This window comes from Streptomyces sp. NPDC033966 (assembly GCF_055575955.1).
Genome location: NZ_JBVIRQ010000004.1, coordinates 254,117 through 275,300 on the forward strand (window position 1 = coordinate 254,117; position 21,184 = coordinate 275,300).

General features: G+C 74.1%; 18 protein-coding genes. 11 read left to right on the top strand and 7 right to left on the bottom strand.

Annotation, left to right across the window (positions count from 1 at the left end):
• Positions 1-2: 2 nt before the first annotated feature.
• Both ACZ518_RS13440 and ACZ518_RS13445 read right to left on the bottom strand, forming a co-directional pair.
• Entirely contained in the window at positions 3-893 is an 891-nt protein-coding gene (locus ACZ518_RS13440) for an alpha/beta hydrolase (RefSeq protein ID WP_469113177.1), read from the bottom strand.
• The gene (locus ACZ518_RS13445; RefSeq protein WP_469113178.1) at positions 890-1,618 is read right to left on the bottom strand and encodes an SDR family NAD(P)-dependent oxidoreductase; all 729 of its coding nucleotides are present in this window, start codon (positions 1,616-1,618) and stop codon (positions 890-892) included. The genes ACZ518_RS13440 and ACZ518_RS13445 overlap by 4 nt, the downstream gene beginning before the upstream one ends.
• A gap of 198 nt (positions 1,619-1,816) precedes the next feature.
• Here ACZ518_RS13445 and ACZ518_RS13450 point away from each other — a divergent pair, with 198 nt between their 5' ends.
• From ACZ518_RS13450 to ACZ518_RS13465, 4 genes are all read left to right on the top strand, one after another.
• Positions 1,817-2,455 carry a PadR family transcriptional regulator gene (locus ACZ518_RS13450; protein ID WP_469113179.1) on the top strand — a complete coding sequence of 213 codons (639 nt, stop codon included), beginning with the start codon at positions 1,817-1,819 and terminating at the stop codon, positions 2,453-2,455.
• 76 nt (positions 2,456-2,531) lie between these two features.
• On the top strand, positions 2,532-3,044 hold the full coding sequence (locus tag ACZ518_RS13455; RefSeq protein ID WP_469113180.1) for a pyridoxamine 5'-phosphate oxidase family protein: 513 nt from the start codon (positions 2,532-2,534) through the stop codon (positions 3,042-3,044).
• Positions 3,045-3,150: 106 nt separating this feature from the next.
• Entirely contained in the window at positions 3,151-3,561 is a 411-nt protein-coding gene (locus ACZ518_RS13460) for a hypothetical protein (protein WP_469113181.1), read from the top strand.
• Positions 3,562-3,641: 80 nt separating this feature from the next.
• A complete protein-coding gene (locus ACZ518_RS13465; RefSeq protein WP_469113182.1) occupies positions 3,642-3,821 on the top strand; it encodes a hypothetical protein in 180 nt (59 codons plus the stop codon).
• Here ACZ518_RS13465 and ACZ518_RS13470 read toward each other — a convergent pair.
• The 5 genes from ACZ518_RS13470 to ACZ518_RS13490 all read right to left on the bottom strand — a co-directional run bounded on the left by ACZ518_RS13470 (position 3,793) and on the right by ACZ518_RS13490 (position 12,157).
• Positions 3,793-3,993 (bottom strand): DUF397 domain-containing protein, encoded by a 201-nt coding sequence (locus ACZ518_RS13470; RefSeq protein ID WP_469113183.1) that lies wholly within the window; start codon positions 3,991-3,993, stop codon positions 3,793-3,795. The two genes, ACZ518_RS13465 and ACZ518_RS13470, sit on opposite strands and share 29 nt — an antisense overlap.
• Complete coding sequence (locus ACZ518_RS13475; protein ID WP_469113184.1) at positions 3,978-4,814, bottom strand: helix-turn-helix domain-containing protein; 837 nt, start codon at positions 4,812-4,814, stop codon at positions 3,978-3,980. Before ACZ518_RS13475 ends, ACZ518_RS13470 begins: the two co-directional genes overlap by 16 nt.
• 213 nt (positions 4,815-5,027) lie before the next feature.
• Positions 5,028-6,488 (bottom strand): glutamate synthase subunit beta, encoded by a 1,461-nt coding sequence (locus tag ACZ518_RS13480; RefSeq protein WP_469113185.1) that lies wholly within the window; start codon positions 6,486-6,488, stop codon positions 5,028-5,030.
• The gene (gltB, locus tag ACZ518_RS13485) at positions 6,481-11,022 is read right to left on the bottom strand and encodes a glutamate synthase large subunit (protein WP_469113473.1); all 4,542 of its coding nucleotides are present in this window, start codon (positions 11,020-11,022) and stop codon (positions 6,481-6,483) included. The genes ACZ518_RS13480 and gltB overlap by 8 nt, the downstream gene beginning before the upstream one ends.
• A gap of 403 nt (positions 11,023-11,425) precedes the next feature.
• Complete coding sequence (locus tag ACZ518_RS13490; protein WP_007263553.1) at positions 11,426-12,157, bottom strand: VIT1/CCC1 transporter family protein; 732 nt, start codon at positions 12,155-12,157, stop codon at positions 11,426-11,428.
• Between the two features lie 279 nt (positions 12,158-12,436).
• On the opposite strand from ACZ518_RS13490, the gene ACZ518_RS13495 reads away from it, so the two are divergent.
• The 7 genes from ACZ518_RS13495 to ACZ518_RS13525 all read left to right on the top strand — a co-directional run bounded on the left by ACZ518_RS13495 (position 12,437) and on the right by ACZ518_RS13525 (position 21,012).
• Complete coding sequence (locus ACZ518_RS13495; RefSeq protein WP_427712521.1) at positions 12,437-13,423, top strand: ADP-ribosylglycohydrolase family protein; 987 nt, start codon at positions 12,437-12,439, stop codon at positions 13,421-13,423.
• A gap of 818 nt (positions 13,424-14,241) precedes the next feature.
• The gene (locus ACZ518_RS13500) at positions 14,242-15,510 is read left to right on the top strand and encodes an ADP-ribosylglycohydrolase family protein (protein ID WP_469113474.1); all 1,269 of its coding nucleotides are present in this window, start codon (positions 14,242-14,244) and stop codon (positions 15,508-15,510) included.
• A gap of 7 nt (positions 15,511-15,517) precedes the next feature.
• Positions 15,518-16,663, top strand: coding sequence for an ADP-ribosylglycohydrolase family protein (locus tag ACZ518_RS13505; RefSeq protein WP_469113186.1), 1,146 nt, complete (start codon positions 15,518-15,520; stop codon positions 16,661-16,663).
• On the top strand, positions 16,660-18,081 hold the full coding sequence (locus ACZ518_RS13510) for an ADP-ribosylglycohydrolase family protein (protein ID WP_469113187.1): 1,422 nt from the start codon (positions 16,660-16,662) through the stop codon (positions 18,079-18,081). Before ACZ518_RS13505 ends, ACZ518_RS13510 begins: the two co-directional genes overlap by 4 nt.
• Positions 18,078-18,980 (top strand): ribokinase, encoded by a 903-nt coding sequence (rbsK, locus tag ACZ518_RS13515; protein WP_469113188.1) that lies wholly within the window; start codon positions 18,078-18,080, stop codon positions 18,978-18,980. The genes ACZ518_RS13510 and rbsK overlap by 4 nt, the downstream gene beginning before the upstream one ends.
• Positions 18,977-20,197: a CaiB/BaiF CoA transferase family protein gene (locus ACZ518_RS13520; RefSeq protein WP_469113189.1), complete on the top strand. Its 1,221-nt coding sequence runs from the start codon at positions 18,977-18,979 to the stop codon at positions 20,195-20,197. The genes rbsK and ACZ518_RS13520 overlap by 4 nt, the downstream gene beginning before the upstream one ends.
• Entirely contained in the window at positions 20,194-21,012 is an 819-nt protein-coding gene (locus ACZ518_RS13525; RefSeq protein WP_469113190.1) for an HpcH/HpaI aldolase/citrate lyase family protein, read from the top strand. The genes ACZ518_RS13520 and ACZ518_RS13525 overlap by 4 nt, the downstream gene beginning before the upstream one ends.
• The last annotated feature ends 172 nt before the right edge of the window (positions 21,013-21,184 follow it).

A 21,184-nucleotide genomic window follows, 5' to 3' on the forward strand; every position in this document is an offset into this window, starting at 1 on the left:
CTTCAGGGCGTCGCCGCCAGCCAGGCCGCCGCTCCCGTCACCGCCGTCCGCGCGGCCGGCAGGGGCAGGCCGAGGAAGCCGTGGAAGACCCCCGGGTAGAGCCGGACCTCGCAGTCGACCCCCGCCCGCGCCAGGCGGCGCGCGTACGCCAGCCCCTCGTCGCGCAGCAGGTCGCAGTCCGCGAGGAGGACCAGCGTGCGCGGCAGCCCGGCCACCTCGGCGGCCCGCAGCGGCGAGACGTGCGGGTGGGCGGGGTCGCCGCCGTACTGGTCCCAGTACCAGGCCATGTGCGCGGCGGTGTGGAAGTACCCCCGCCCGTACGCCGCCACCGACTCGGAGCCCATCGAGGCGTCCAGCGGCGGGTACGCCAGCAGCTGCCCGGCGACCAGTCCGGGGGCCCGCAGCGCGGTGACCGCCGCCAGGTTGCCCCCGCTGGAGTCCCCCGCCACCACCACCCGGCCCGGGTCGCAGCCGAGCCGGACCGCCTCGGCCCGCGCCCACAGCAGCACGGCCAGCGCGTCATCGGCCGCCGCCGGCCAGGGGTGTTCCGGGGCGAGCCGGTAGTCGGCGGAAACGACCACCGCCCCGGAGGCCGAGGCCAGGGTGCGGCACAGGGCGTCATGGGTGTCCGGGCCGCACATCACCCACCCGCCGCCGTGGAGGTACACCGCCAGCGGCCGGCCCGCCGCCCCGGGCGCGGGGTCGTACACCCGCACCGGCACCCCGCCCGCGGTGGTGTCGTACACCGAGGCCACCTCCGGCCCCGCCGGGCGCGCCGGGGCCCCGGCGGCCACCGCGGCCCGCAGGGCGGCCACGTCCCCGGGCCCGGGGAAGCCGGCGGCCATCACGTCGCACAGTCGCCGCGCGGCCCCTGACAGCTCGTCCCGCGTCATCGCGCCGTCATCCCCCCGTCGACCGCGAACTCCGCGCCCGTGATGTACGAGGAGGCGTCCGAGCACAGGAACAGCACCAGTTCCCCGACCTCCCCGGGCCGGCCCATCCGCCCCAGCGGCACGTGCGACCAGTCCCGCCCCGCGACGGCGTCGGCCACCATCGGGGTGTCGATGGCCCCGGGGTGCACCGAGTTGACCCGGATCCCGTCCGGGGCCAGGTCCAGCGCCGCCGACCGGGTCAGCCCGCGCAGCCCGAACTTGGCGGACCCGTACGCCGCGTGGCCGGGGATGCCGACCAGTCCGGCGGTGGAGGAGATGTTGACGACGGAGCCGCCCCCGCCGGCGCGCAGCACCGGGGCCAGTGCCCGGATGCCGAGGAAGGGCCCGAGCAGGTTGACCCGCAGCAGTTCCTCGAAGCCCTCCTCGCTCTGCTCCTCGACGTGCGCGGTGCGCCACAGGGCGGCGTTGTTGACCAGGGCGGAGACCGTCCCGAAGGCGGCCACCGCCTCGCGCACCACCCCGGCCCAGCTGCCGGCGTCGGCCACGTCGTGGCGTACGTACAGGCCCTGGCCGCCCAGCCCGGCGGCGACCGCCCGGCCCTCCTCCTCACGGAGGTCGGTGACGACGACCCGCGCGCCGGCCTCGGCGCACAGCCGGGCCTCGGCGGCGCCCTGGCCGCGTGCGGCGCCGGTGATGAGCACGACCTTGCCCTCCAGGGAGACCATCTCAGGCCGCCCGATCGCGCACGGGCGCGAGGTCGCGTTCGGGGGTGGGGGCGACGAGTTGGGCTTCGGAGCGCATCGAGAACGTCACGGGGTCCCTCCAGCCGGGGCCGTTTCTCGGTTATCCCTAACAGAAATACTTCTAGCAGGCATACCCGATAGGGGAAAGGGTGCGGCGGGACCGGTCGTAGACTGCGCTGCGTGGTAGACGAGACGGCCGAGACGGCAGACGACACGTCGGCGGGGACGAAACCGCGCACCCTCCCCGCGACCGGCTGGGCGGTCCTCGGGCTGCTCTCCTTCGGCGAGGAACTCTCCGGCTACGACCTGAAGAAGTGGTCGGACCGGTCGCTGCGCTTCTTCTACTGGAGCCCGTCCTTCAGCCAGATCTACAGCGAGCTCAAGCGGCTGGAGAAGGCCGGCTACGCCTCCTCGCGGATGGTCGCCCAGGACACCGGCACCCGCGACAAGCGCGTGTACCGGATCACCGACGCGGGCATGACCGCCGTACGGACCTGGGCGCGCGAGGCGCCGGTCGACCCGCCGGTGCTCAAGCACGGGCCGATGCTGCGGCTGTGGCTGGGCCACCTGCTGGAGCCGGAGCAGATGCGGGAAGTGCTGCTCCGGCACCAGGAGTTCGCGGAGAGCATGCGCCGCGGCGCGGAGGCCGACGCCGAGGGCGCCCAGGACGAGGCGGCCTGGGCGTACCCCACCCTGACCCTCAAGTGGGCCGAGCGGTACTACACCTCCGAGCGGGACCTCGCGGCCGCCATGCTGGAGGACATCGACGCGCTGGAGGCGGCCCGCGCCGCCTCCGAGGACCCCGGCAACCGCCCGTAGGACAGCGGCCACCCGCTCCGCAGGCACCATGCGCGTCTGACCCGCCACGGTCGCCGGGGCACGGTTTGATGGACGCATGACGACGAACAACTGGGCAGCGTTCGAGAAGGCGGAACCGGACTTCGCGGCGGCCGTACGGGCCCGCTTCTCGCAGTTCCCGCACCACGTCCTGGCCACCCTGCGCAAGGACGGCTCGCCCCGGGTGGCCGGGCTCAACGTCGACTTCCGTGGCGGGGAGCTGTGGCTCGGCATGATGCCGGGCTCGATGAAGGCCCGTGACCTCCAGCGCGACCCGCGCTTCGCGCTGCACACCAACCCGGGCGGGGGCGACAGCATGCCCGACGGGGACGTGCGGATCTCGGGGCGGGCGGTGGAGGTCGTGGAGCCGCCGGAGCTGCACCGGTACGCGGAGGAGACCGACGCCCCGGCGCACCCCTTCCACGTCTTCCACGCCGACCTGACCGAGGTGGTGCACACCACCGTGGAAGGCGACGAGCTGGTGATCCGCTCGTGGACCCCCGCACGCGGGATGCGGGTGCTCCGCCGCGGCAACGACGACGAGCCGCCGCGCGAGGAGCCCGCCGGCTGAGGCACGGGGCGGCCGGGGCCGTCCCCCGGCCCCAGGAGCGTTGTCAGTGGCGGCACTTACCGTGGGAACGGTCAGCTCGTCGACACTCGACACTCAAGGGGAAGACATGACACGCAAGGCGCTCACGGTCGCAGCGGTCACGGCGGTACTCGCACTGGGCACGGGGGTAGGACAGGCATCGGCGGCGGAGGAACTGATCGGCCACCCGGGACCCGACGGCCTGATCTGGGTACCGGAACAGATCGGCGACGGCGGTTTCGTCTCGGGCGGCCTGTCACCGTCGCTGGACACCTTCACCACGTTCGCCTGCGAGGGCGGCGGCAGCATCGAGGTGTCCTTCGTCCTCGACAACCACCCCGACCGCAACCCGGCCCCCTTCACCCTGGCCTGCCCGCAGGACACCCCGGCCCGCATCACGGTCCCCCTCGGCACCGGCCTGTCCGGCGGCTTCGGCGCCGCCGTGACGGCCACCTCCCAGTCCATACGCTGGGGCGCCACGGTCGTCCAGCCGGAGTAGCCCGTGCCGTGCCGTAGCGTGGGGCCGAGATCGCCGCGGGCACTGCGCCGGCCGGAACCGCCAGGATCCGCGGCGGCGCCGTGACCCTGCCGGCAGCCCTGGGGCACGTCGGCGTGCGGGTCGTGGAGACGGTGCTCCAGCTCGCCCGCACCACGTACGACTCGGCGGACCGGGCGATCCAGGCTGACGTGATGGTCATGCCCGCCGGGCGACAGCAGCTGCGGTACGAGATCAGCCTCGGCGCTTCACGTCCTGGATGAAGGAGGACCAGGCCGCTGCCGGGAAGGCGATTACCGGGCCCGTGCCCGCCAGCTTGCTGTCGCGCACAGGGATCAAGCCCGGGACGTCACCGGACACCTCGACGCACTCACCGCCGTCCCCATTGCTGTACGAGGACTTCCGCCAGGACAGGCCGTTCACGTCTGCACGCATGCCGCGTACTCCTCTGCCACCGACTCGATCAAGGTCAGGGACACCTCCGGTGACAGCGCAGCGGCCCTGGCGAGATCGTATGACTTCCAGTAGCGCCGGACCAGGGCCGGATAGTCGAGCAGCTGACCCGCGTAGGGTCCCTCCGTGTAGGCCACATCAGGCGCTTCGGCGAACTGCATGATCCTCACCAGTGAGCCGAGGGCACCATGGGCACCGGCCGAGAATGGCACCACCTGAACCGTCACCCGGTGGGCGCGGACGTACGAGCGGATATGCCGCAGCTGCGCTGCCATCACGGCCCGCCCACCCACGCAAGTCCGCAGCACGGCCTCATGCACAACGATCCACATTTCGGGATTCACCGGATTGTCCAGGAGTCGCGCGCGATCCACGCGGGCTTCCACCAGGCCCTCAACGTACTCATTCAGAGCTGTGGGGTTAGCGGCCCGCACCACGGCCCGGGCGTAGTCCGCCGTCTGAAGCAGCCCCGGAACCAACGTGGAGGCATAGTCGTAGATGCCCGTTGCCAGAACTTCCAGCTCGGCCACAGCGGCGAAGTACTCAACGTGCTTGGATTTGAACGCCTTCGCCAACCGGACGAAGTAGTCACCAGTGCCGAGCTCTTTGTCGATCAGGACTGCGAGTTCCGGTCGCAACCGCCGCGTACCGCACTCCATCTGCCCGACGTAAGACCCACTCGTGAAGATCTTCTCGCCCAGACCCTCCTGGGTCAGCCCAGCCGCCTCCCGGTGCCGACGCAGCTCCTCACGGGCGAACTCCTCGGGCGTCTGCGCCCCGTCCTCGTCCTTCGGCTTGGCCATGAGCCAACTCCCCGCGTCCGCAGTCCTGTCGCTTGCGAAAAGCGTAGCCCCCGCCAATCTGACGGATCAACTAAACGCAATCATGCGACTACCGAACGCCACCGCGCCCGCCATCCCTGGTCGGGGACATGGCGGGCGCGGTGTCAGAGTTCCGCACGTCGTTGTGCGGACCGTATGAGGGGTCCCGCCCCGGAGGGCGGGGGTACTGCTGGGTTACACCATCAGCGAGCGGTCCGTCGGCTTGACCGGGTACGGGAGGGCGCTGGTGCCGGTCAGGTAGCGGTCCACGCCGCGGGCGGCCGAGCGGCCCTCCGCGATGGCCCACACGATCAGCGACTGGCCGCGGCCCGCGTCACCGGCGACGAAGACGCCGTCGGCGTTGGTGGCGTACGAGGCGTCGCGGGCGATGTTGCCCCGCTCGTCCAGGTTCACGCCGAACTGCTCGACCAGACCGTTGGCCTGGTCGGTGCCGGTGAAGCCCATCGCCAGGGTGACCAGCTGGGCCGGGAGGACCCGCTCGGTGCCGGGCTTCTGGACCAGCTTGCCGCCCTCGAAGGAGACCTCGACCAGGTGCAGGGCCTGGACGTTGCCGTCCTCGTCGCCCTCGAAGTGGGTGGTGGAGACGGAGTAGATCCGCTCGCCGCCCTCCTCGTGGGCCGAGGTGACCTTGTACAGCATCGGGAAGGTCGGCCACGGCATGGACTCCGGGCGGTCCTCCGACGGACGCGGCATGATCTCCAGCTGGGTGACCGAGAGGGCACCCTGGCGGTGGGCGGTGCCCACGCAGTCCGCGCCGGTGTCGCCGCCGCCGATGACGACGACGTGCTTGCCCTCGGCGGTGATCGGCGGGGCCAGGAAGTCACCCTCCTGGACCTTGTTCGCGAGGGGCAGGTACTCCATCGCGAAGTGGATGCCCTTGAGGTCGCGGCCCGGGACGGGCAGGTCGCGGGAGACGGTGGCGCCCGCCGCGACGACGACCGCGTCGAAGCGCTTGCGCAGGTCCGTCGCCGTGATGTCGCGGCCGACCTCGATGCCGGTGCGGAACTTGGTGCCCTCCGCGCGCATCTGCTCGATGCGGCGGTTGATGTGCACCTTCTCCATCTTGAACTCGGGGATGCCGTAGCGCAGCAGCCCGCCGATGCGGTCGGCGCGCTCGTACACCACCACGGTGTGGCCGGCCCGCGTCAGCTGCTGGGCGGCGGCCAGGCCGGCCGGGCCGGAGCCGATGACGGCCACGGTCTTGCCGGACAGGCGCTCCGGCGCCTGCGGGGTGACGTCGCCGTTGTCCCAGGCCTGGTCGATGATCGAGACTTCGACGTTCTTGATCGTGACGGCCGGCTGGTTGATGCCGAGGACGCACGCCGACTCGCACGGGGCCGGGCACAGCCGCCCGGTGAACTCCGGGAAGTTGTTCGTGGCGTGGAGGCGCTCCGACGCGGCCGACCAGTCCTCGCGGTACGCGTAGTCGTTCCACTCCGGGATCAGGTTCCCGAGCGGGCAGCCGTTGTGGCAGAACGGGATGCCGCAGTCCATGCAGCGGCCGGCCTGCTTGCTGATGATCGGGAGCAGCGAGCCCGGGACGTAGACCTCGTTCCAGTCCTTGAGGCGTTCGGCCACGGGACGGGTGCAGGCGGTCTCGCGCGGGGTGGTGAGGAAGCCCTTCGGGTCAGCCATTGGTCGCCGCCTCCATCATCTTCTCGGTGGTCTCGGACTCGGAGAGTCCGGCCAGCTCAGCGGCGTCCTTGGCGGCGAGCACTGCCTTGTACGTGGTCGGGATGATCTTGCTGAAGCGGGCCGCGGCGGCGTCCCAGTCAGCCAGGAGCTTCGCGGCCACGGTCGAGCCGGTCTCCTCCTCGTGGCGGCGCACCACATCGTGCAGCCACTGCTTGTCGGCGTCCGAGGGGGCCTCTACGGCCTCCGCGTTGCCGGCGTTGACCTGGCGCGGGTCGAGGTCGATGACGTACGCGACGCCGCCCGACATGCCGGCCGCGAAGTTGCGGCCCGTCTCGCCGAGGACGACCGCCGTACCGCCGGTCATGTACTCGCAGCCGTGGTCGCCCACGCCCTCCGAGACGACCAGGGCGCCGGAGTTGCGGACGCAGAAGCGCTCGCCGGTGCGGCCGCGCAGGAACATCTCGCCGCCGGTGGCTCCGTAGCCGATGGTGTTGCCGGCGATGACGGAGTACTCGGCGAGGTGGTCGGCGGCGCGGTCCGGGCGGACCACGACGCGGCCGCCGGAGAGGCCCTTGCCGACGTAGTCGTTGGCGTCGCCCTCCAGGCGCAGGGTGACACCGCTCGGCAGGAAGGCGCCGAAGGACTGGCCGGCCGAACCGGTGAAGGTCAGGTCGATCGTGTTGTCGGGCAGGCCCGCGCCGCCGAACTTCTTGGTGACGTGGTGGCCGAGCATCGTGCCGACGGTCCGGTTGATGTTGCGGATCGCGACCTGGGCGCGGACCGGCTGGGCCGTCTCGGCGGAGTCGGCGTTCAGCGCGTCGGCGGCGAGCTCGATGAGCTCGTTGTCGAGGGCCTTCTCCAGACCGTGGTCCTGCTCGATCAGGGCGTGGCGGACCGCGCCCTCGGGCAGCTCGGGCACGTAGAAGAGGGGCTCGAGGTCGAGGCCCTGGGCCTTCCAGTGCGTGACGGCCTTGCTGGTGTCGAGGAACTCGGCGTGGCCGACGGCCTCCTCGATCGTGCGGAAGCCCAGCTCGGCGAGGAGCTCGCGCACCTCCTCCGCGATGAACTCGAAGAAGTTGACGACGAACTCGGGCTTGCCGGAGAAGCGGTCGCGCAGGACCGGGTTCTGGGTGGCGATGCCGACGGGACAGGTGTCCAGGTGGCAGACGCGCATCATGACGCAGCCGGAGACGACGAGCGGCGCGGTCGCGAAACCGAACTCCTCGGCGCCGAGCAGCGCGGCGATGACCACGTCGCGGCCGGTCTTGAGCTGGCCGTCCGTCTGGACCACGATGCGGTCGCGCAGCCCGTTGAGCAGCAGGGTCTGCTGGGTCTCGGCGAGGCCGAGCTCCCAGGGGCCGCCCGCGTGCTTGAGCGAGGTGAGCGGGGAGGCGCCCGTACCGCCGTCGTGGCCGGAGATCAGGACGACGTCCGCGTGGGCCTTGGACACACCGGCCGCGACCGTACCGACGCCGACCTCGGAGACCAGCTTCACGTGGATGCGGGCGACCGGGTTGGCGTTCTTGAGGTCGTGGATCAGCTGGGCCAGGTCCTCGATGGAGTAGATGTCGTGGTGCGGCGGCGGGGAGATCAGGCCGACGCCGGGCGTCGAGTGACGCGTCTTGGCGACCCACGGGTAGACCTTGTGGCCGGGCAGCTGGCCGCCCTCGCCGGGCTTGGCGCCCTGCGCCATCTTGATCTGGATGTCGTCCGCGTTGACCAGGTACTCGCTCGTGACACCGAAGCGGCCGGAGGCGACCTGCTTGATGGAGGAGCGGCGCGCCGGGTCGTACAGGCGGTCCGGGTCCTCGCCGCCCTCACCGGTGTTGGACTTGGCGCCCAGCTGGTTCATGGCGATGGCGAGGGTCTCGTGCGCCTCCTTGGAGATGGAGCCGTACGACATGGCGCCGGTGGAGAAGCGCTTGACGATCTCGGAGACCGGCTCGACCTCGTCGATGGAGATCGACGGGCGGTCCGACTTGAAGCCGAACAGGCCGCGGAGCGTCATCAGGCGCTCGGACTGCTCGTTCACGCGGTCCGTGTACTTGCGGAAGATGTCGTACCGGCGGTTGCGGGTCGCGTGCTGGAGGCGGAAGACCGTCTCCGGGTCGAACAGGTGCGGCTCGCCCTCGCGGCGCCACTGGTACTCGCCGCCGATCTCCAGCGCGCGGTGCGTGGCCGCGATGCCGGAGACGGGGTACGCCTTGGCGTGGCGGGCGGCCACCTCCTTGGCGACGACGTCCAGGCCGGCGCCGCCGATCTTGGTGGCGGTGCCCGCGAAGTACGTGCTGACGAACTCCTCGTCCAGGCCGACGGCCTCGAAGACCTGGGCGCCGCGGTAGGAGGCGACGGTGGAGATGCCCATCTTGGACATGACCTTCAGGACGCCCTTGCCGAGGGCGTAGATCAGGTTCTTGATGGCCTGCTCGGGCTCGATGTCCGAGAGGAAGGTGCCGGCGCGCAGCAGGTCCTCGACGGACTCCATGGCCAGGTACGGGTTGACGGCCGCGGCGCCGTAGCCGATGAGCAGGGCGACGTGGTGGACCTCGCGGACGTCGCCGGCCTCGACCAGCAGGCCCACCTGGGTGCGCTGCTTGGTGGCGATGAGGTGGTGGTGCACGGCGGCGGTGAGCAGCAGCGACGGGATCGGCGCGTGCTCGGCGTCCGAGTGGCGGTCCGAGAGGACGATCAGGCGGGCGCCGGCCGCGATGGCGGCGTCGGCCTCGGCGCGGATCTCCTCGATCCGGGCGGCGAGGGCCTCGCCGCCGCCGGAGACCCGGTAGAGGCCCGACAGGGTGGCGGCCTTCATGCCCGCCATGTCGCCGTCGGCGTTGATGTGGATGAGCTTGGCGAGCTCGTCGTTGTCGATCACCGGGAAGGGCAGGGTGACGCTGCGGCAGGACGCGGCGGTCGGCTCCAGCAGGTTGGACTGCGGGCCGATCGAGGACAGCAGCGAGGTGACGAGCTCCTCGCGGATGGCGTCCAGCGGCGGGTTGGTGACCTGCGCGAAGAGCTGGGTGAAGTAGTCGAAGAGCAGGCGCGGGCGCTCGGACAGGGCCGCGATGGGCGAGTCCGTGCCCATGGAGCCGAGGGCTTCGCCGCCGGTGCGGGCCATGGGCGCGAGGATGACGCGCAGCTCTTCCTCGGTGTAGCCGAAGGTCTGCTGGCGGCGGGTGACCGAGGCGTGGGTGTGCACGATGTGCTCGCGCTCGGGCAGGTCCGTCAGCTCGATCTCGCCGGTCTCCAGCCACTCCGCGTAGGGGGCGGCGGAGGCCAGCTCGTCCTTGATCTCGTCGTCCTCGACGATGCGCTTCTGCGCGGTGTCGACGAGGAACATCTTGCCGGGCTGGAGGCGGCCCTTGCGGACGACCTTGGACGGGTCGATGTCGAGGACGCCGACCTCGGAGCCGAGGACGACGAGGCCGTCGTCGGTGACCCAGTAGCGGCCGGGGCGCAGGCCGTTGCGGTCGAGGACCGCGCCGACCTGGGTGCCGTCGGTGAAGGTGACGCAGGCCGGGCCGTCCCAGGGCTCCATCATCGTGGAGTGGTACTGGTAGAACGCGCGGCGGTCCGGGTCCATGGAGGTGTGGTTCTCCCACGCCTCCGGGATCATCATCAGCACGCTGTGCGGCAGGGAGCGGCCACCGAGGTGGAGCAGCTCCAGGACCTCGTCGAAGGAGGCCGAGTCGGAGGCGTCCGGGGTGCAGATCGGGAAGATGCGGTCCAGGGCGCCCTCGCCGAAGGCGGAGGTGGCCAGCTGGGACTCGCGGGCCTTCATCCAGTTCCGGTTGCCCTTGACCGTGTTGATCTCGCCGTTGTGCGCGACGAAGCGGTACGGGTGGGCGAGCGGCCAGGACGGGAAGGTGTTCGTCGAGAACCGGGAGTGGACCAGGGCGAGCGCCGAGGCGAAGCGGCGGTCGGAGAGGTCCGGGAAGAAGGGCTCCAGCTGGCCGGTGGTCAGCATGCCCTTGTAGACGATGGTGCGGGCGGAGAGCGACGGGAAGTAGACGCCGGCCTCGCGCTCGGCGCGCTTGCGCAGGACGAAGGCCTTGCGGTCCAGCTCGATGCCGGTGCTGCCTCCCCCGGACACGAACAGCTGGGAGAAGGCGGGCATCGTGGTGCGCGCGCCGTTGCCGAGCAGGTCGGGGGTGACCGGGACCTCGCGCCAGCCGAGGACCGTGAGGTTCTCCTCGGCGGCGATGGCCTCGATCTGCTCCACGGCGACGGCCTGTGCGGTGCCGTCGGCGGGGAGGAAGGCGATGCCGACGGCGTACGCGCCGGCCTCGGGGAGGTCGAAGCCCGCGACCTCGCGGAGGAAGGCGTCCGGCACCTGGGACAGGATGCCCGCGCCGTCGCCGGAGTCCGGCTCGGAGCCGGTGGCGCCGCGGTGCTCGAGGTTCCGCAGGACGGTCAGGGCCTGCTCAACGAGGGTGTGGGTGGCCTCGCCGGTGAGGTTCGCCACGAATCCGACGCCGCAGGCGTCCTTCTCGTTGCGGGGGTCGTACATGCCCTGCTGGGCGGGGCGACCGTCCATGGGCGACCAGGCCGTGTTGCTGAGGCCGGTCGCGGAGTGCGTGGATGCGGAACGCATCGGCTCTCCCGTCGTCGTCGTGGCAATGTGCTGGCCGAGGGACGACGTTGGCCCTCTGCGAAAGTTCGTGCAGGTTACATGATGACGGCAATTCCGAGAACCGGATATCACATTCCAGCATGCGGACACTGCGCGAGGCAGAAAGAAGGGACCTTCAAGGGATTCTCGGGTCGCAGACGCTGCTTCCGACGAGGTCTGCTGGGCACAACACGGGGTGAAGGTCCCGGCGCGAGACGGGCATCATTGCCCGGCGCCCTGGTCTGATGCCCAGCGGTCACGGAATCGAAACCACCGGGTAACGGACTACTTATGTTGCGTGCTGCATAGTGTCGCACTCCCGCGGCCTTTAGCCTATGGCGCCGCCGATCCAGGTTCCCAGGATGTACGTCACACCCGCGGCGGCGCCACCCAGGACGAGCTGGCGCATACCGCTGTACCACCACGACCGGGCCGTGACCCGCGAGACCACCGCACCGCAGGCGAAGAGCCCGACGAGCGCCAGCAGCACGGCCGGCCACAGGGCGGTCGCCCCGAGCAGGTAGGGCAGTACGGGGAGCAGCGCGCCCAGCGCGAAGGAACCGAAGGACGACACGGCGGCGACCAGCGGCGAGGGCAGGTCGTCGGGGTCGATCCCGAGCTCCTCGCGGGCGTGGATCTCCAGCGCCTGGTCCGGGTCGCGCGAGAGCTGCATCGCGACCTCGCGGGCGAGGGCGGGCTCGACGCCGCGCGAGACGTAGAGCTCGGCGAGCTCCTCCATCTCGTCGACGGGGTGCTTGCGCAGCTGCTGGCGCTCCACGTCCAGCTCGGCGAGGACCAGCTCGCGCTGCGAGGCGACGGAGGTGTACTCGCCGGCCGCCATCGAGAACGCGCCGGCCGCGAGACCGGCGAGGCCCGTGATCACGATCGTCGCGGGGGCCACCGCGCCGCCGGCCACACCGGTCATCAGGGCGAGGTTGGAGACGAGCCCGTCCATGGCGCCGAAGACGGCCGGCCGCAGCCATCCGCCGTTGACATCGCGGTGGGTGTGGTTGTCGCGGTGGGCGGTGTGCAGCGGCGCTTCGATGTCGATGATGGACACGGCGTATCTCCCCTTTTGTACGAATGGGTACGAGCGGGTACGCGAAAGCGACGCGCAGCTGTGCCCGGCGCGGGGCACTCCCCCTGAACACCTCGAAACTACGGACGATTTCCGGCTCCCGCCAGCAAGGAAGGCCGTACTTACCTGGGGTTTCACGGGTCGGCGACCGGGTGACGGGGACGGGCGGGGGGCGTTTCGCGGCGACCGACAAACCTCATGCCGTGGCACAAATCCCCCAAGGGCTCATGATGAGTCCCCCACGAAGTGGAGAGGCGCGCCATGGAGCTGATTGCATGCAATCCGCAGGTCCTCCTGGAACGGGCCAGGGGCGCACTTCTCGGCCTCGCGGTGGGTGACGCGCTGGGCGCCCCCGCGGAGAACATGAAGCCGTCGGAGATCCGCGCGAAATGGGGCCGGATCGAGGGCTTCGTCTCGGACGACCCGGCGGGCACGGACGACACCGAGTACGCGATCTTCTCGGGCCTGCTGCTGGCCCGGCACGGCTCCGCCCTGACCGTCGCGCACGTCGAACGGGCCTGGCACCACTGGATCGCCGACCTGGACGAGGGCCCCTTCCGGGGCGCCGGCTTCTCGGAGCGCGGCACCCTGGAGAACCTCCGCCGGGGACTGGCGGCGCCGATCTCGGCACAGCACCGGCACGCCTGGTCGGACGGCCTGGCGATGCGGGCGGCCCCCTTCGGGGTGTTCGCCGCGGGCCGCCCGGCCGAGGCGGCCCGGCTGGTCGCGATCGACGGCACGGTCAGCCACGACGGGGAGGGCATCTACGGCGGCCAGGCCGTCGCCGCCGGGGTCGCCGCCGCCATGGCCGGCGGCTCCCCCGCCTCGGTGGTCTCGGCGGCCCTGTCCGTCATCCCGTCCGACTCCTGGACGGCCCGCTCGCTGCGCCGGGCGGTGACCGCGGCCCCGCGCGGGGAGCGGGCGGTGCGCTCGGCGGTGGTCATCGGCGGCTACCCGTGGACGGACCTGGCCCCGGAGGCGGTGGGCCTGGCCTTCGGCGCCTTCGCCGCCTGCGCGGGCGACTTCCCGGCCTCGGTCCTCACCGCGGTGAACATGGGCCGGGACGCCGACACCACCGCGGCGGTGGCGGGCGCCCTGGCCGGCGCCCTGTCGGGCGCCGCCGCCATCCCCGCCGCCTGGGCCTCGGCCATCGGCCCGGTCCGGGGCAGCTGCCTGCCCTCGATGCGCGGTTACCACGTCCTGGACATCGCGGACCTGCTCACCCCGGAAACCGAGCCCGCCCGATGACCCCGGACACGGCCCTCACCGACCCCCCGGCCCCGGCCGGCTTGCCCGCAGCACCGCCGAGCGGGACCGTCACCGCGTCCGGAACGGACGCGGGCGCCGCCACGGGGCCGCCGGCCGACGCCCCGGACCCGACAGCCGGGGCCACCACCCCGCCCGCCCGGGGCAGGGCCCCGGAACCCGAGGCCCTGCCCCCCGTCGCCGGGCAAGGGCCGGTGGCAGTCCCCCCGGCCACACCGGCCGCCCCCGCCCGAGGCACGGCCCCGGGGCCCAAGGCCCTGCCCCCCGTGGCCGGGCAAGGGCCGGTGGCGGCCCCCCCGGCCGTCCCCGCCCGGGGCACCGGTCCGGGGGCCGAGGCCCTGCCCCCCGTCGGCGGGCAGGGCCCGGTGGCAGCCCCCCCGGCCGCGCCGGCCGCCCCCGCCCGGGGCACGGGCCCGGGGGCCGGGGACCTCCCCCCGATCGGCGGGACCGAGCCGGTGGCGGCCGCCCTGCCGGACGCCACGACGACCCCGCCCGCCCGGGGCACGGCCCTGTGGGCGGCGGGTCCCGCCCGGGCCGCGGGCCCGGAGTCCCGGCCCCCGGCGGCCGTACTCGTCCTCACCGGCCCGCCGGCCGGGCCCGGCACCACTCCCGCCCCGCCCGCTCCCACCGAGGGCCCGGGCCCGGGGGCCGGGGGCCTGCCCCCGTCACGCGGCGGAGCGGCCCCGGCCGGCGCACCGGGAAGGGGCGGGGCGGGGGGAATCTCCGCCCCCGGCCGGCCCCCGCGCACGGAGCCCCGCACCCCCGCCCGACCGCCGGAGGCACCCGGCACGGAACCGCGCATCACCCCCGCCACCCCGCCGGAGGCATCCGGCACGGGGCGCCGTACCCCCGCCCCACCACCGGAGACACCCGGCACGGGGCGCCGTACCCCCGCCCGACCGCCGGAGGCACCCGGCACGGAACCGCGTGCCACCCCCGCCACCCCGCCGGAGGCGGCCCGGCGGATCGAGGGGCTGCTCCTCGGCCTCGCCGCGGGCGACGCCGCCGGGTGGCCCGCAGCGAGGCACCGGGCCAGCCGGATGCCCGAGTGGACCCGCCGCCTCACCCGCGAGCTCGACACCTTCGCCGAGCAGAACGCCACCACCACCCTCCCCGTCCCCATCGCCCTCAACCAGCCGCCCGAACCGCTGCGCCTCGGCCCCTCCGACGACGCCGAATGGGCCGCCTTCGCCGCCGAGTCCGTACTCACCGCCGCCGGGGTGCTGCTCAGCGACCTCTCCCGGTCCCGCCGCATGCGCGCCGCCATCGACCTCGCCTGGAACGCCCTGGCCAGCGAGGTCGCCGCCGCCGCGGAACGGGCCCCCGAGGTCGAGTCCGCCGTCCTGCCGATGCGCGCCCGGATCTCCGTACGCGCCGGCCTCGGCAACCTCGCCGCCGGCCTGCGCCCGCCCGCCACCGGCCACGACAACCCGCACTACTTCGACGACGCCGCCTGCGTCCGCGCCTGCGTACTCGCCGTCGTACACCCCGGCGACCCGGAGGCGGCCGCGGACCTCGCCGAGTTCGATGCCCGCTACACCCAGGACGGCGACGGCGTCCACGGCGCCCGCGCCATGGCCGCCGCCGTCGCCGCCGCCCTCGCCGGCGCGGACACCGACACCGCCGTCGACGCCGCGCTCGCGCAACTGCCCGCTCCCACCGAGATCGGCCGCAACGCCCGGCACGCCGTCAAACTCGCCCGCGCGGAGACCGGCGGCGCCTTCGCCCTCGTCCCCCTCCTGGAACACCAGATCGTCGACCACGTCTACAGCTACGGCATCGCCGCCGCCGAGACCGTCCCCGTCGCCCTCGCCCTCGCCACCGCCGCCCGCGGCAAGACCTGCGAGGCCGTCCCGGCCGCCGCCTGCCTCTCCCGCGTCGCCGACTCCGCCCCCGCCCTCGCGGGCGCCCTCACCGGCGCCCTCGGCGGCGGCGACTCCCTCCCCCCCGCCTGGCGCGAGGCCTGCCGCACCCTCTCCGGCTGCGCCCTGCCCCGACTGGCCGGAACCGACCTCGTGGAACTCGCCGCGCTGCTCTCACGTACGGAACTCACCTCTCCGAAGGGATGATTCGGGCATGACCCTCACACTGGAGGACCGGTTCTCGGGCGCTCTCGTCGGCGCCGCCGTGGGCGACGCCCTCGGCGGGCCGGTGGAGGGCTGGTCCCCCGAGCAGATCGCCGAACGGCACGGCGGCCGTGTCCACGGCATCGTCGGCCCCTGGTACGAGGACTGGCGCACCGCCCGGCCCATCGCGCCGTACCACAAGGGCGACGGCCACGTCACCGACGACACCCTCATGACGCACGCGCTGGTACGCGTCTACACGGCCGTACGCGACCACCTGGACGCCTACGCGGTCGCCGAGCACCTCGTGCCGGACCTGATGGGCACCCCCCGGTGGATCCCCGAGCTGGAGGCCGAGGCCCTGCCCCTCCAGCGGATCTTCCTCGCCGAGAAGTGGATCGTGACCCGGCTGCACTACGCGCACGCGGACCCCCGCGAGGCCGGCACCGGCAACATCGTCAACTGCGGCGCGGCGATGTACATGGCGCCGGTCGGCCTGGTCAACGCGGGCAACCCGGCCGCCGCCTACGCCGAGGCGCTGGACGTCGCGGGCGCGCACCAGTCCTCGTACGGGCGGGAGGCGGCGGGCGTGTTCGCCGCGGCGGTCGCGGCGGCCTGCGCCCCGGGCGCGACGGCCGCGACGGTGGTGGACACCGCGCTCGCCCTGGCCAAGGACGGCACCCGCGACGCCATCTCCGCGGTACGCGAAGTCGCGCTGCGGCACCGGGACTTCGAGTCGGCGCTCGCACCACTGCGGGCGGCCGTGGCCCCGTACGACTCGGTCGGGCCGGACTACCGCGCGCCCTCCCTCGGCGCCCGTCGCCCCTCGCGCCTGCACTCCATCGAGGAACTCCCCGTCGCCCTCGGCATGCTGCTGGTCGCGGACGGCCGGTACGAGGCCTCCGTGCTCGGAGCCGTCAACTACGGCCGCGACTGCGACTCCATCGCCACCATGGCCGGGGCGGTGGCCGGCGCCCTCGGCGGGGAGTCCGCCGTACCGCCCGCCTGGGCCAAGCAGGTCGCCGAGGCCAGCCGGCTCGACCTGCACGCCCCGGCGGCGGCACTGGCCGCCGTGGCCCGGGAGGTCTTCGACCGGGACCGGTCCCGCCGACGGGCCCACGAGGCCGCCTTCGACGCCATCGCCTCACCGCGGTGACCGGCTCCTGCGCCGGAGGCCCGGCCACCGCCGCCCCGGCCCCCGTACGCCTCACCTGGGTCCAGCCCGAGGACCTGCTCGGCCACGAGCTGCGCCAGGCGGCGGAGGACGGCCGCGACCCCGGCCCGGCCCTCGCCGCATGGCTCGCGGCGGGCGGCCGCCCCGCCCCCGCCCGGGCCGGGGCCTCCCCCGCCCCCGCCGCGCCGGACCTGCGCGCGCTCGCCACCCGCCTGCTGGACGGCCTCGCGGAGCTCCCCGTCCCCACGGCGGGCGCCGAGCCCACCGACTGGCCGGCCATCCGGGCCACCTGGCCCGCGTCCCCGCCCCCGGCCGCGCGCCCGCCGGAACCCGGGCTGCGCCGCAGGCTGGAGGCCGCCTGGGCCGGGCGGGCCGTCGGCTGCGTACTCGGCAAACCCGTCGAGAAACTCCCCCTGGACGGCATCCGCGCCCTCGCCCGCGCCGCCGGGAACTGGCCGCTGGACGACTGGTTCACCGCACGCGGCGTCCCCGCCGAACTGCTGGCCGCGTACCCGTGGAACCGCCGCTCCGCAGCCACCTCCCTCGCCGAGAACATCGACGGCACCCCCGAGGACGACGACCTCGACCACCCCCTCCTCGGCCTGCTCCTGCTCCAGCGGCACGGCAAGGGCTTCACCACCGCCGACCTGGCCCGGCTCTGGCTCGACGAGCTCCCCGCCGGCCGGACCTTCACCGCCGAGCGCGTCGCCTACCGCAACCTCCTCCAGGGGCTGGAGCCCCCGCACACCGCCACCCACCACAACCCCTTCCGCGAGTGGATCGGCGCCCTCATCCGCGCCGACGTCCACGGCTGGACCAACCCCGGCGACCCGGCCGCCGCCGCCGAACAGGCCTGGCGGGACGCCACCCTCACCCACACGGCGTGCGGGGTCCACGCCGCGCTCTTCGCCGCCGCCGCCATCGCCGAGGCCGCCGGCGGCCGGGCGGACGTGCACGGCGCGCTGCGGGCCGGGCTGGCCGTCGTACCGCCCGGCTCGCGCCTCGCCGAGGCCGTCCGCCACGGGATCCGCGCCGCCCGCGAGGAGCCGTGCTTCGACCGGGTCGTGGACCGGCTGCACGCCCGCTACGGCCACTACCACTGGGTGCACGCGGTCCCCAACGCCGCCCTCGTCGCCGCCGCCCTCACCCGCGCCGACGGGGACTTCACCCGCTCCGTCTGCCTCGCGGTGTCCGGCGGCTGGGACACCGACTCCAACGGCGCCACCGCCGGCTCGGTCGCCGGACTCCTGGCCGGGTCCCCCGACCGGATCCCGGAGCGCTGGACCGCGCCGCTGAAGAACCGCCTCGCCACCACCGTCGCCGGCTTCGACGGCATCGGCTTCGACACCCTCGCCCACCTCACCGCCCGGCTCACCACCCAGGAGGCAACCCGCTCATGACGGCCATCGCCGTGCTCGGCAGTACCAACATGGACCTCGTCGCCTACGTGCCCAAGGCCCCCCGCCTCGGCGAGACCGTCACCGGACGGGAGTTCCGCACGGCCCCCGGCGGCAAGGGCGCCAACCAGGCGGTGGCCGCCGCCCGCCTCGGCGGGGAGGTGGTGATGATCGGCGCGGTCGGGGCGGACGAGTTCGGCGTACGGCTGCGGGCCGGGCTGGCCTCCGCCGGGGTCGAGACCGCCGCGCTGCGCACCGTCGAGGGCGCGAGCGGCACCGCGCACATCACCGTCGACGACGAGGGCGGCAACAGCATCATCGTCATCCCCGGCGCCAACGCCCGCGTCACCGGCCTGGAGGCGGGCGACGCGTCGCGGATCGGCGCCGCCGACTGCCTGCTGCTCCAGCTGGAACTCCCCCTGGAGGCCGTCCTCGCCGGCGCGGAGGCGGCCCGCGCGCACGGCGTCCGTACGGTCCTCACCCCGGCCCCCGCACAGCCGCTGCCCGCCGGACTGCTCGCCGCCACCGACCTGCTGGTCCCGAACGAGCACGAGGCCGCCGCCCTCACCGGGCTCACCGACCCGCACCGGGCCGCGGAGGCGCTGCTGCGGGAGGTGCCCGAGGTGGTGGTCACCCTGGGCGCGGCCGGCTGCCTGTACGCGGCCCGGGGGCGCGAGCCGCTCACGGTGGCGGCCCCCCGGGTGCGGGCGGTGGACACCACGGCCGCCGGGGACACGTTCGTCGGGGCGCTCGCGGTGGCGCTCGGGGAGGGGCGCGCCATGCCCGAGGCGCTGTCCTGGGCCTCGGTGGCGGCCGCGCTGTCCGTCCAGCGGCCCGGGGCGCAGGACTCGATGCCGACCCGCGCCGAGGTCACGCGGGCGGCGGGAGGAGCGGCGTCATGACGGCCGGCGCCCCCCGCTCCGCCGGCTCCCCCGGCGGCCCCCTGGCGGGGCTGCGCGTACTCGACCTGGCCACCCTGTTCGCCGGGCCGCTGGCCGCCACCCTGCTCGGGGACTTCGGCGCCGAGGTGGTCAAGGTCGAGCACCCCCGGCGGCCCGACCCCTCCCGGGGGCACGGGCCGGCCAAGGACGGGGTCGGGCTGTGGTGGAAGCTGCTCGGGCGGAACAAGCGGACGATGACCCTCGACCTGTCCACGCCGGGCGGCCGGGACACGCTGCTGCGGCTGGCCGCCACCGCCGACGTGGTCGTCGAGAACTTCCGACCCGGCACCCTGGAGAAGTGGGGCCTGGGCTGGCCCGAGCTGTCGGCCGCCAACCCGCGCCTCGTCCTGGCCCGGGTCACGGCCTTCGGCCAGCAGGGCCCGTACGCCCACCGCCCCGGCTTCGGCACCCTGGCCGAGGCGATGAGCGGCTTCGCCGCGATCACCGGGGAGCCGGACGGCCCGCCGACCCTCCCGCCGTTCGGCCTCGCGGACTCCATTGCCGCGCTGACCTGTGCGTACGCGGTGATGACCGCGCTCGCCGGGCGGGAGCGCACCGGTCAGGGCCAGGTGGTCGACCTGGCGATCATCGAGCCGATCCTGACCGTGCTGGGCCCGCACCCGCTCTGGTACGACCAGCTCGGCTACGTCCAGCCCCGCACCGGCAACCGCTCCGCCAACAACGCCCCCCGCAACACCTACCGCAGCGCGGACGGCCGCTGGCTGGCGGTGTCCGCCTCGGCCCAGTCGATCGCGGAGCGCGTGCTGCGCCTCGTCGGCCGGCCCGAACTGATCGCCGAGCCCTGGTTCGCGACCGGGGCCGGGCGGGCCGCGCACACGGAGCTCCTCGACGAGGCGGTCGGCGGCTGGATCGCCCGGCACAAGGCCGACGAGGTGGTCGCGGCCTTCGAGGAGGCCGAGGCCGCCGTCGCCCTGGTCTACGACGTCCGGGACGTGATGGCCGATCCGCAGTTCGCGGCCCTCGGCACGGTCACCGAGGTCGAGGACCCCGAACTCGGCCCGCTCCGCATGCAGAACGTCCTCTTCCGGCTGTCCGGAACCCCCGGCGGGATCCGCTGGGCCGGCCGCCCGCACGGCGCGGACACCGAATCCGTCCTGACCGAGCTCGGCCTGTCCGGGGCCGAGATCTCCGCTCTCCGCCTGGAGGGGGCCCTGTGATCCTGACCTGGCTCTACGCACCCGGGGACCGCCCGGAGGTGGTGGCCAAGGCCCTGCGCAGCGGGGCCGACGCCATCATCGTCGACCTGGAGGACTCGGTGTCGGCCTCGCGCAAGGAGTACGCCCGCGCGGCCACCGCCGAACTGCTCACCGAGCGCCCGCCGGTCCCCGTCCACGTCCGCGTCAACGCCCTCGGCTCCCCCTGGTCGGGCGCCGACCTCACCGCGCTGGCCCGGCTGCACGGGCTGGCGGGCCTGCGGCTGCCGAAGATCGACGCGCCGGAACAGATCACCCGGGTCGCGGACCGCACCGGAGGGGTGGCGCTGTACGCGCTGCTGGAGTCCGCGCTGGGGGTGGAGAGGGCGTACGAGATCGCGCGCGCCCACCCTTCCCTGCAGGGGCTGACGCTGGGCGAGGCGGACCTCTGCGCGGACCTCGGCGTCTGCGCGGAGGGCGGGCTGGACTGGCCGCGTTCCAGGGTCGTCGTGGCCGCCCGGGCCGCCGGGCTGGCACCGCCGGCCCAGTCGGTCTTCCCGGACATCCGGAACCTGGAGGCACTGGCCGCCTCCTGCGCCCGGGGCCGGACCCTCGGCTTCCTGGGCCGTGCGGCGATCCACCCGCGGCAGCTCCCGGTGATCGAGCGGGCCTACCTCCCCGGCCCGGAGGAGGTCACCGCCGCCGAGGAGATCGTCACCGCGGCCCGGGCCACACCGGGTGCGCTGGCCCTCCCGGACGGCCGCTTCGTCGACCCCGCCGTGGTGGCCGCCGCCCACCGCACCCTGTCCTTGTCCCGGCGCGCACCCTCTCCTTCTTGACGCGCCGCTCGCGCGGCTCGGCCGCGGGCGGCCTCACCGGCTTCGCGCCGCTGCGCCGGACTCCGTCCGTCGGGCGTGGGGCGGGGTCGGTTCGGGTGGCTGGGGCCGGTGGGCCGTGTGCGGGTGGTGTGCCGCTGCGCGGAGCCTGCCCCTCCCCGCCCTTCCACCGTTC

Excerpts from the sequence above, each read along its gene's own strand:
- ACZ518_RS13495 (WP_427712521.1), top strand. The coding sequence starts at position 12,437 with ATGGAGCTGATTGCATGCAATCCGCAGGTCCTCCTGGAACGGGCCAGG.
- ACZ518_RS13445 (WP_469113178.1), bottom strand. The coding sequence starts at position 1,618 with ATGGTCTCCCTGGAGGGCAAGGTCGTGCTCATCACCGGCGCCGCACGC.
- ACZ518_RS13480 (WP_469113185.1), bottom strand. The coding sequence starts at position 6,488 with ATGGCTGACCCGAAGGGCTTCCTCACCACCCCGCGCGAGACCGCCTGC.
- ACZ518_RS13460 (WP_469113181.1), top strand. The coding sequence starts at position 3,151 with ATGACACGCAAGGCGCTCACGGTCGCAGCGGTCACGGCGGTACTCGCA.
- ACZ518_RS13520 (WP_469113189.1), top strand. The coding sequence starts at position 18,977 with ATGACGGCCGGCGCCCCCCGCTCCGCCGGCTCCCCCGGCGGCCCCCTG.
- ACZ518_RS13440 (WP_469113177.1), bottom strand. The coding sequence starts at position 893 with ATGACGCGGGACGAGCTGTCAGGGGCCGCGCGGCGACTGTGCGACGTG.
- gltB (WP_469113473.1), bottom strand. The coding sequence starts at position 11,022 with ATGGACGGTCGCCCCGCCCAGCAGGGCATGTACGACCCCCGCAACGAG.
- rbsK (WP_469113188.1), top strand. The coding sequence starts at position 18,078 with ATGACGGCCATCGCCGTGCTCGGCAGTACCAACATGGACCTCGTCGCC.
- ACZ518_RS13505 (WP_469113186.1), top strand. The coding sequence starts at position 15,518 with ATGACCCTCACACTGGAGGACCGGTTCTCGGGCGCTCTCGTCGGCGCC.
- ACZ518_RS13475 (WP_469113184.1), bottom strand. The coding sequence starts at position 4,814 with ATGGCCAAGCCGAAGGACGAGGACGGGGCGCAGACGCCCGAGGAGTTC.
- ACZ518_RS13470 (WP_469113183.1), bottom strand. The coding sequence starts at position 3,993 with ATGCGTGCAGACGTGAACGGCCTGTCCTGGCGGAAGTCCTCGTACAGC.
- ACZ518_RS13455 (WP_469113180.1), top strand. The coding sequence starts at position 2,532 with ATGACGACGAACAACTGGGCAGCGTTCGAGAAGGCGGAACCGGACTTC.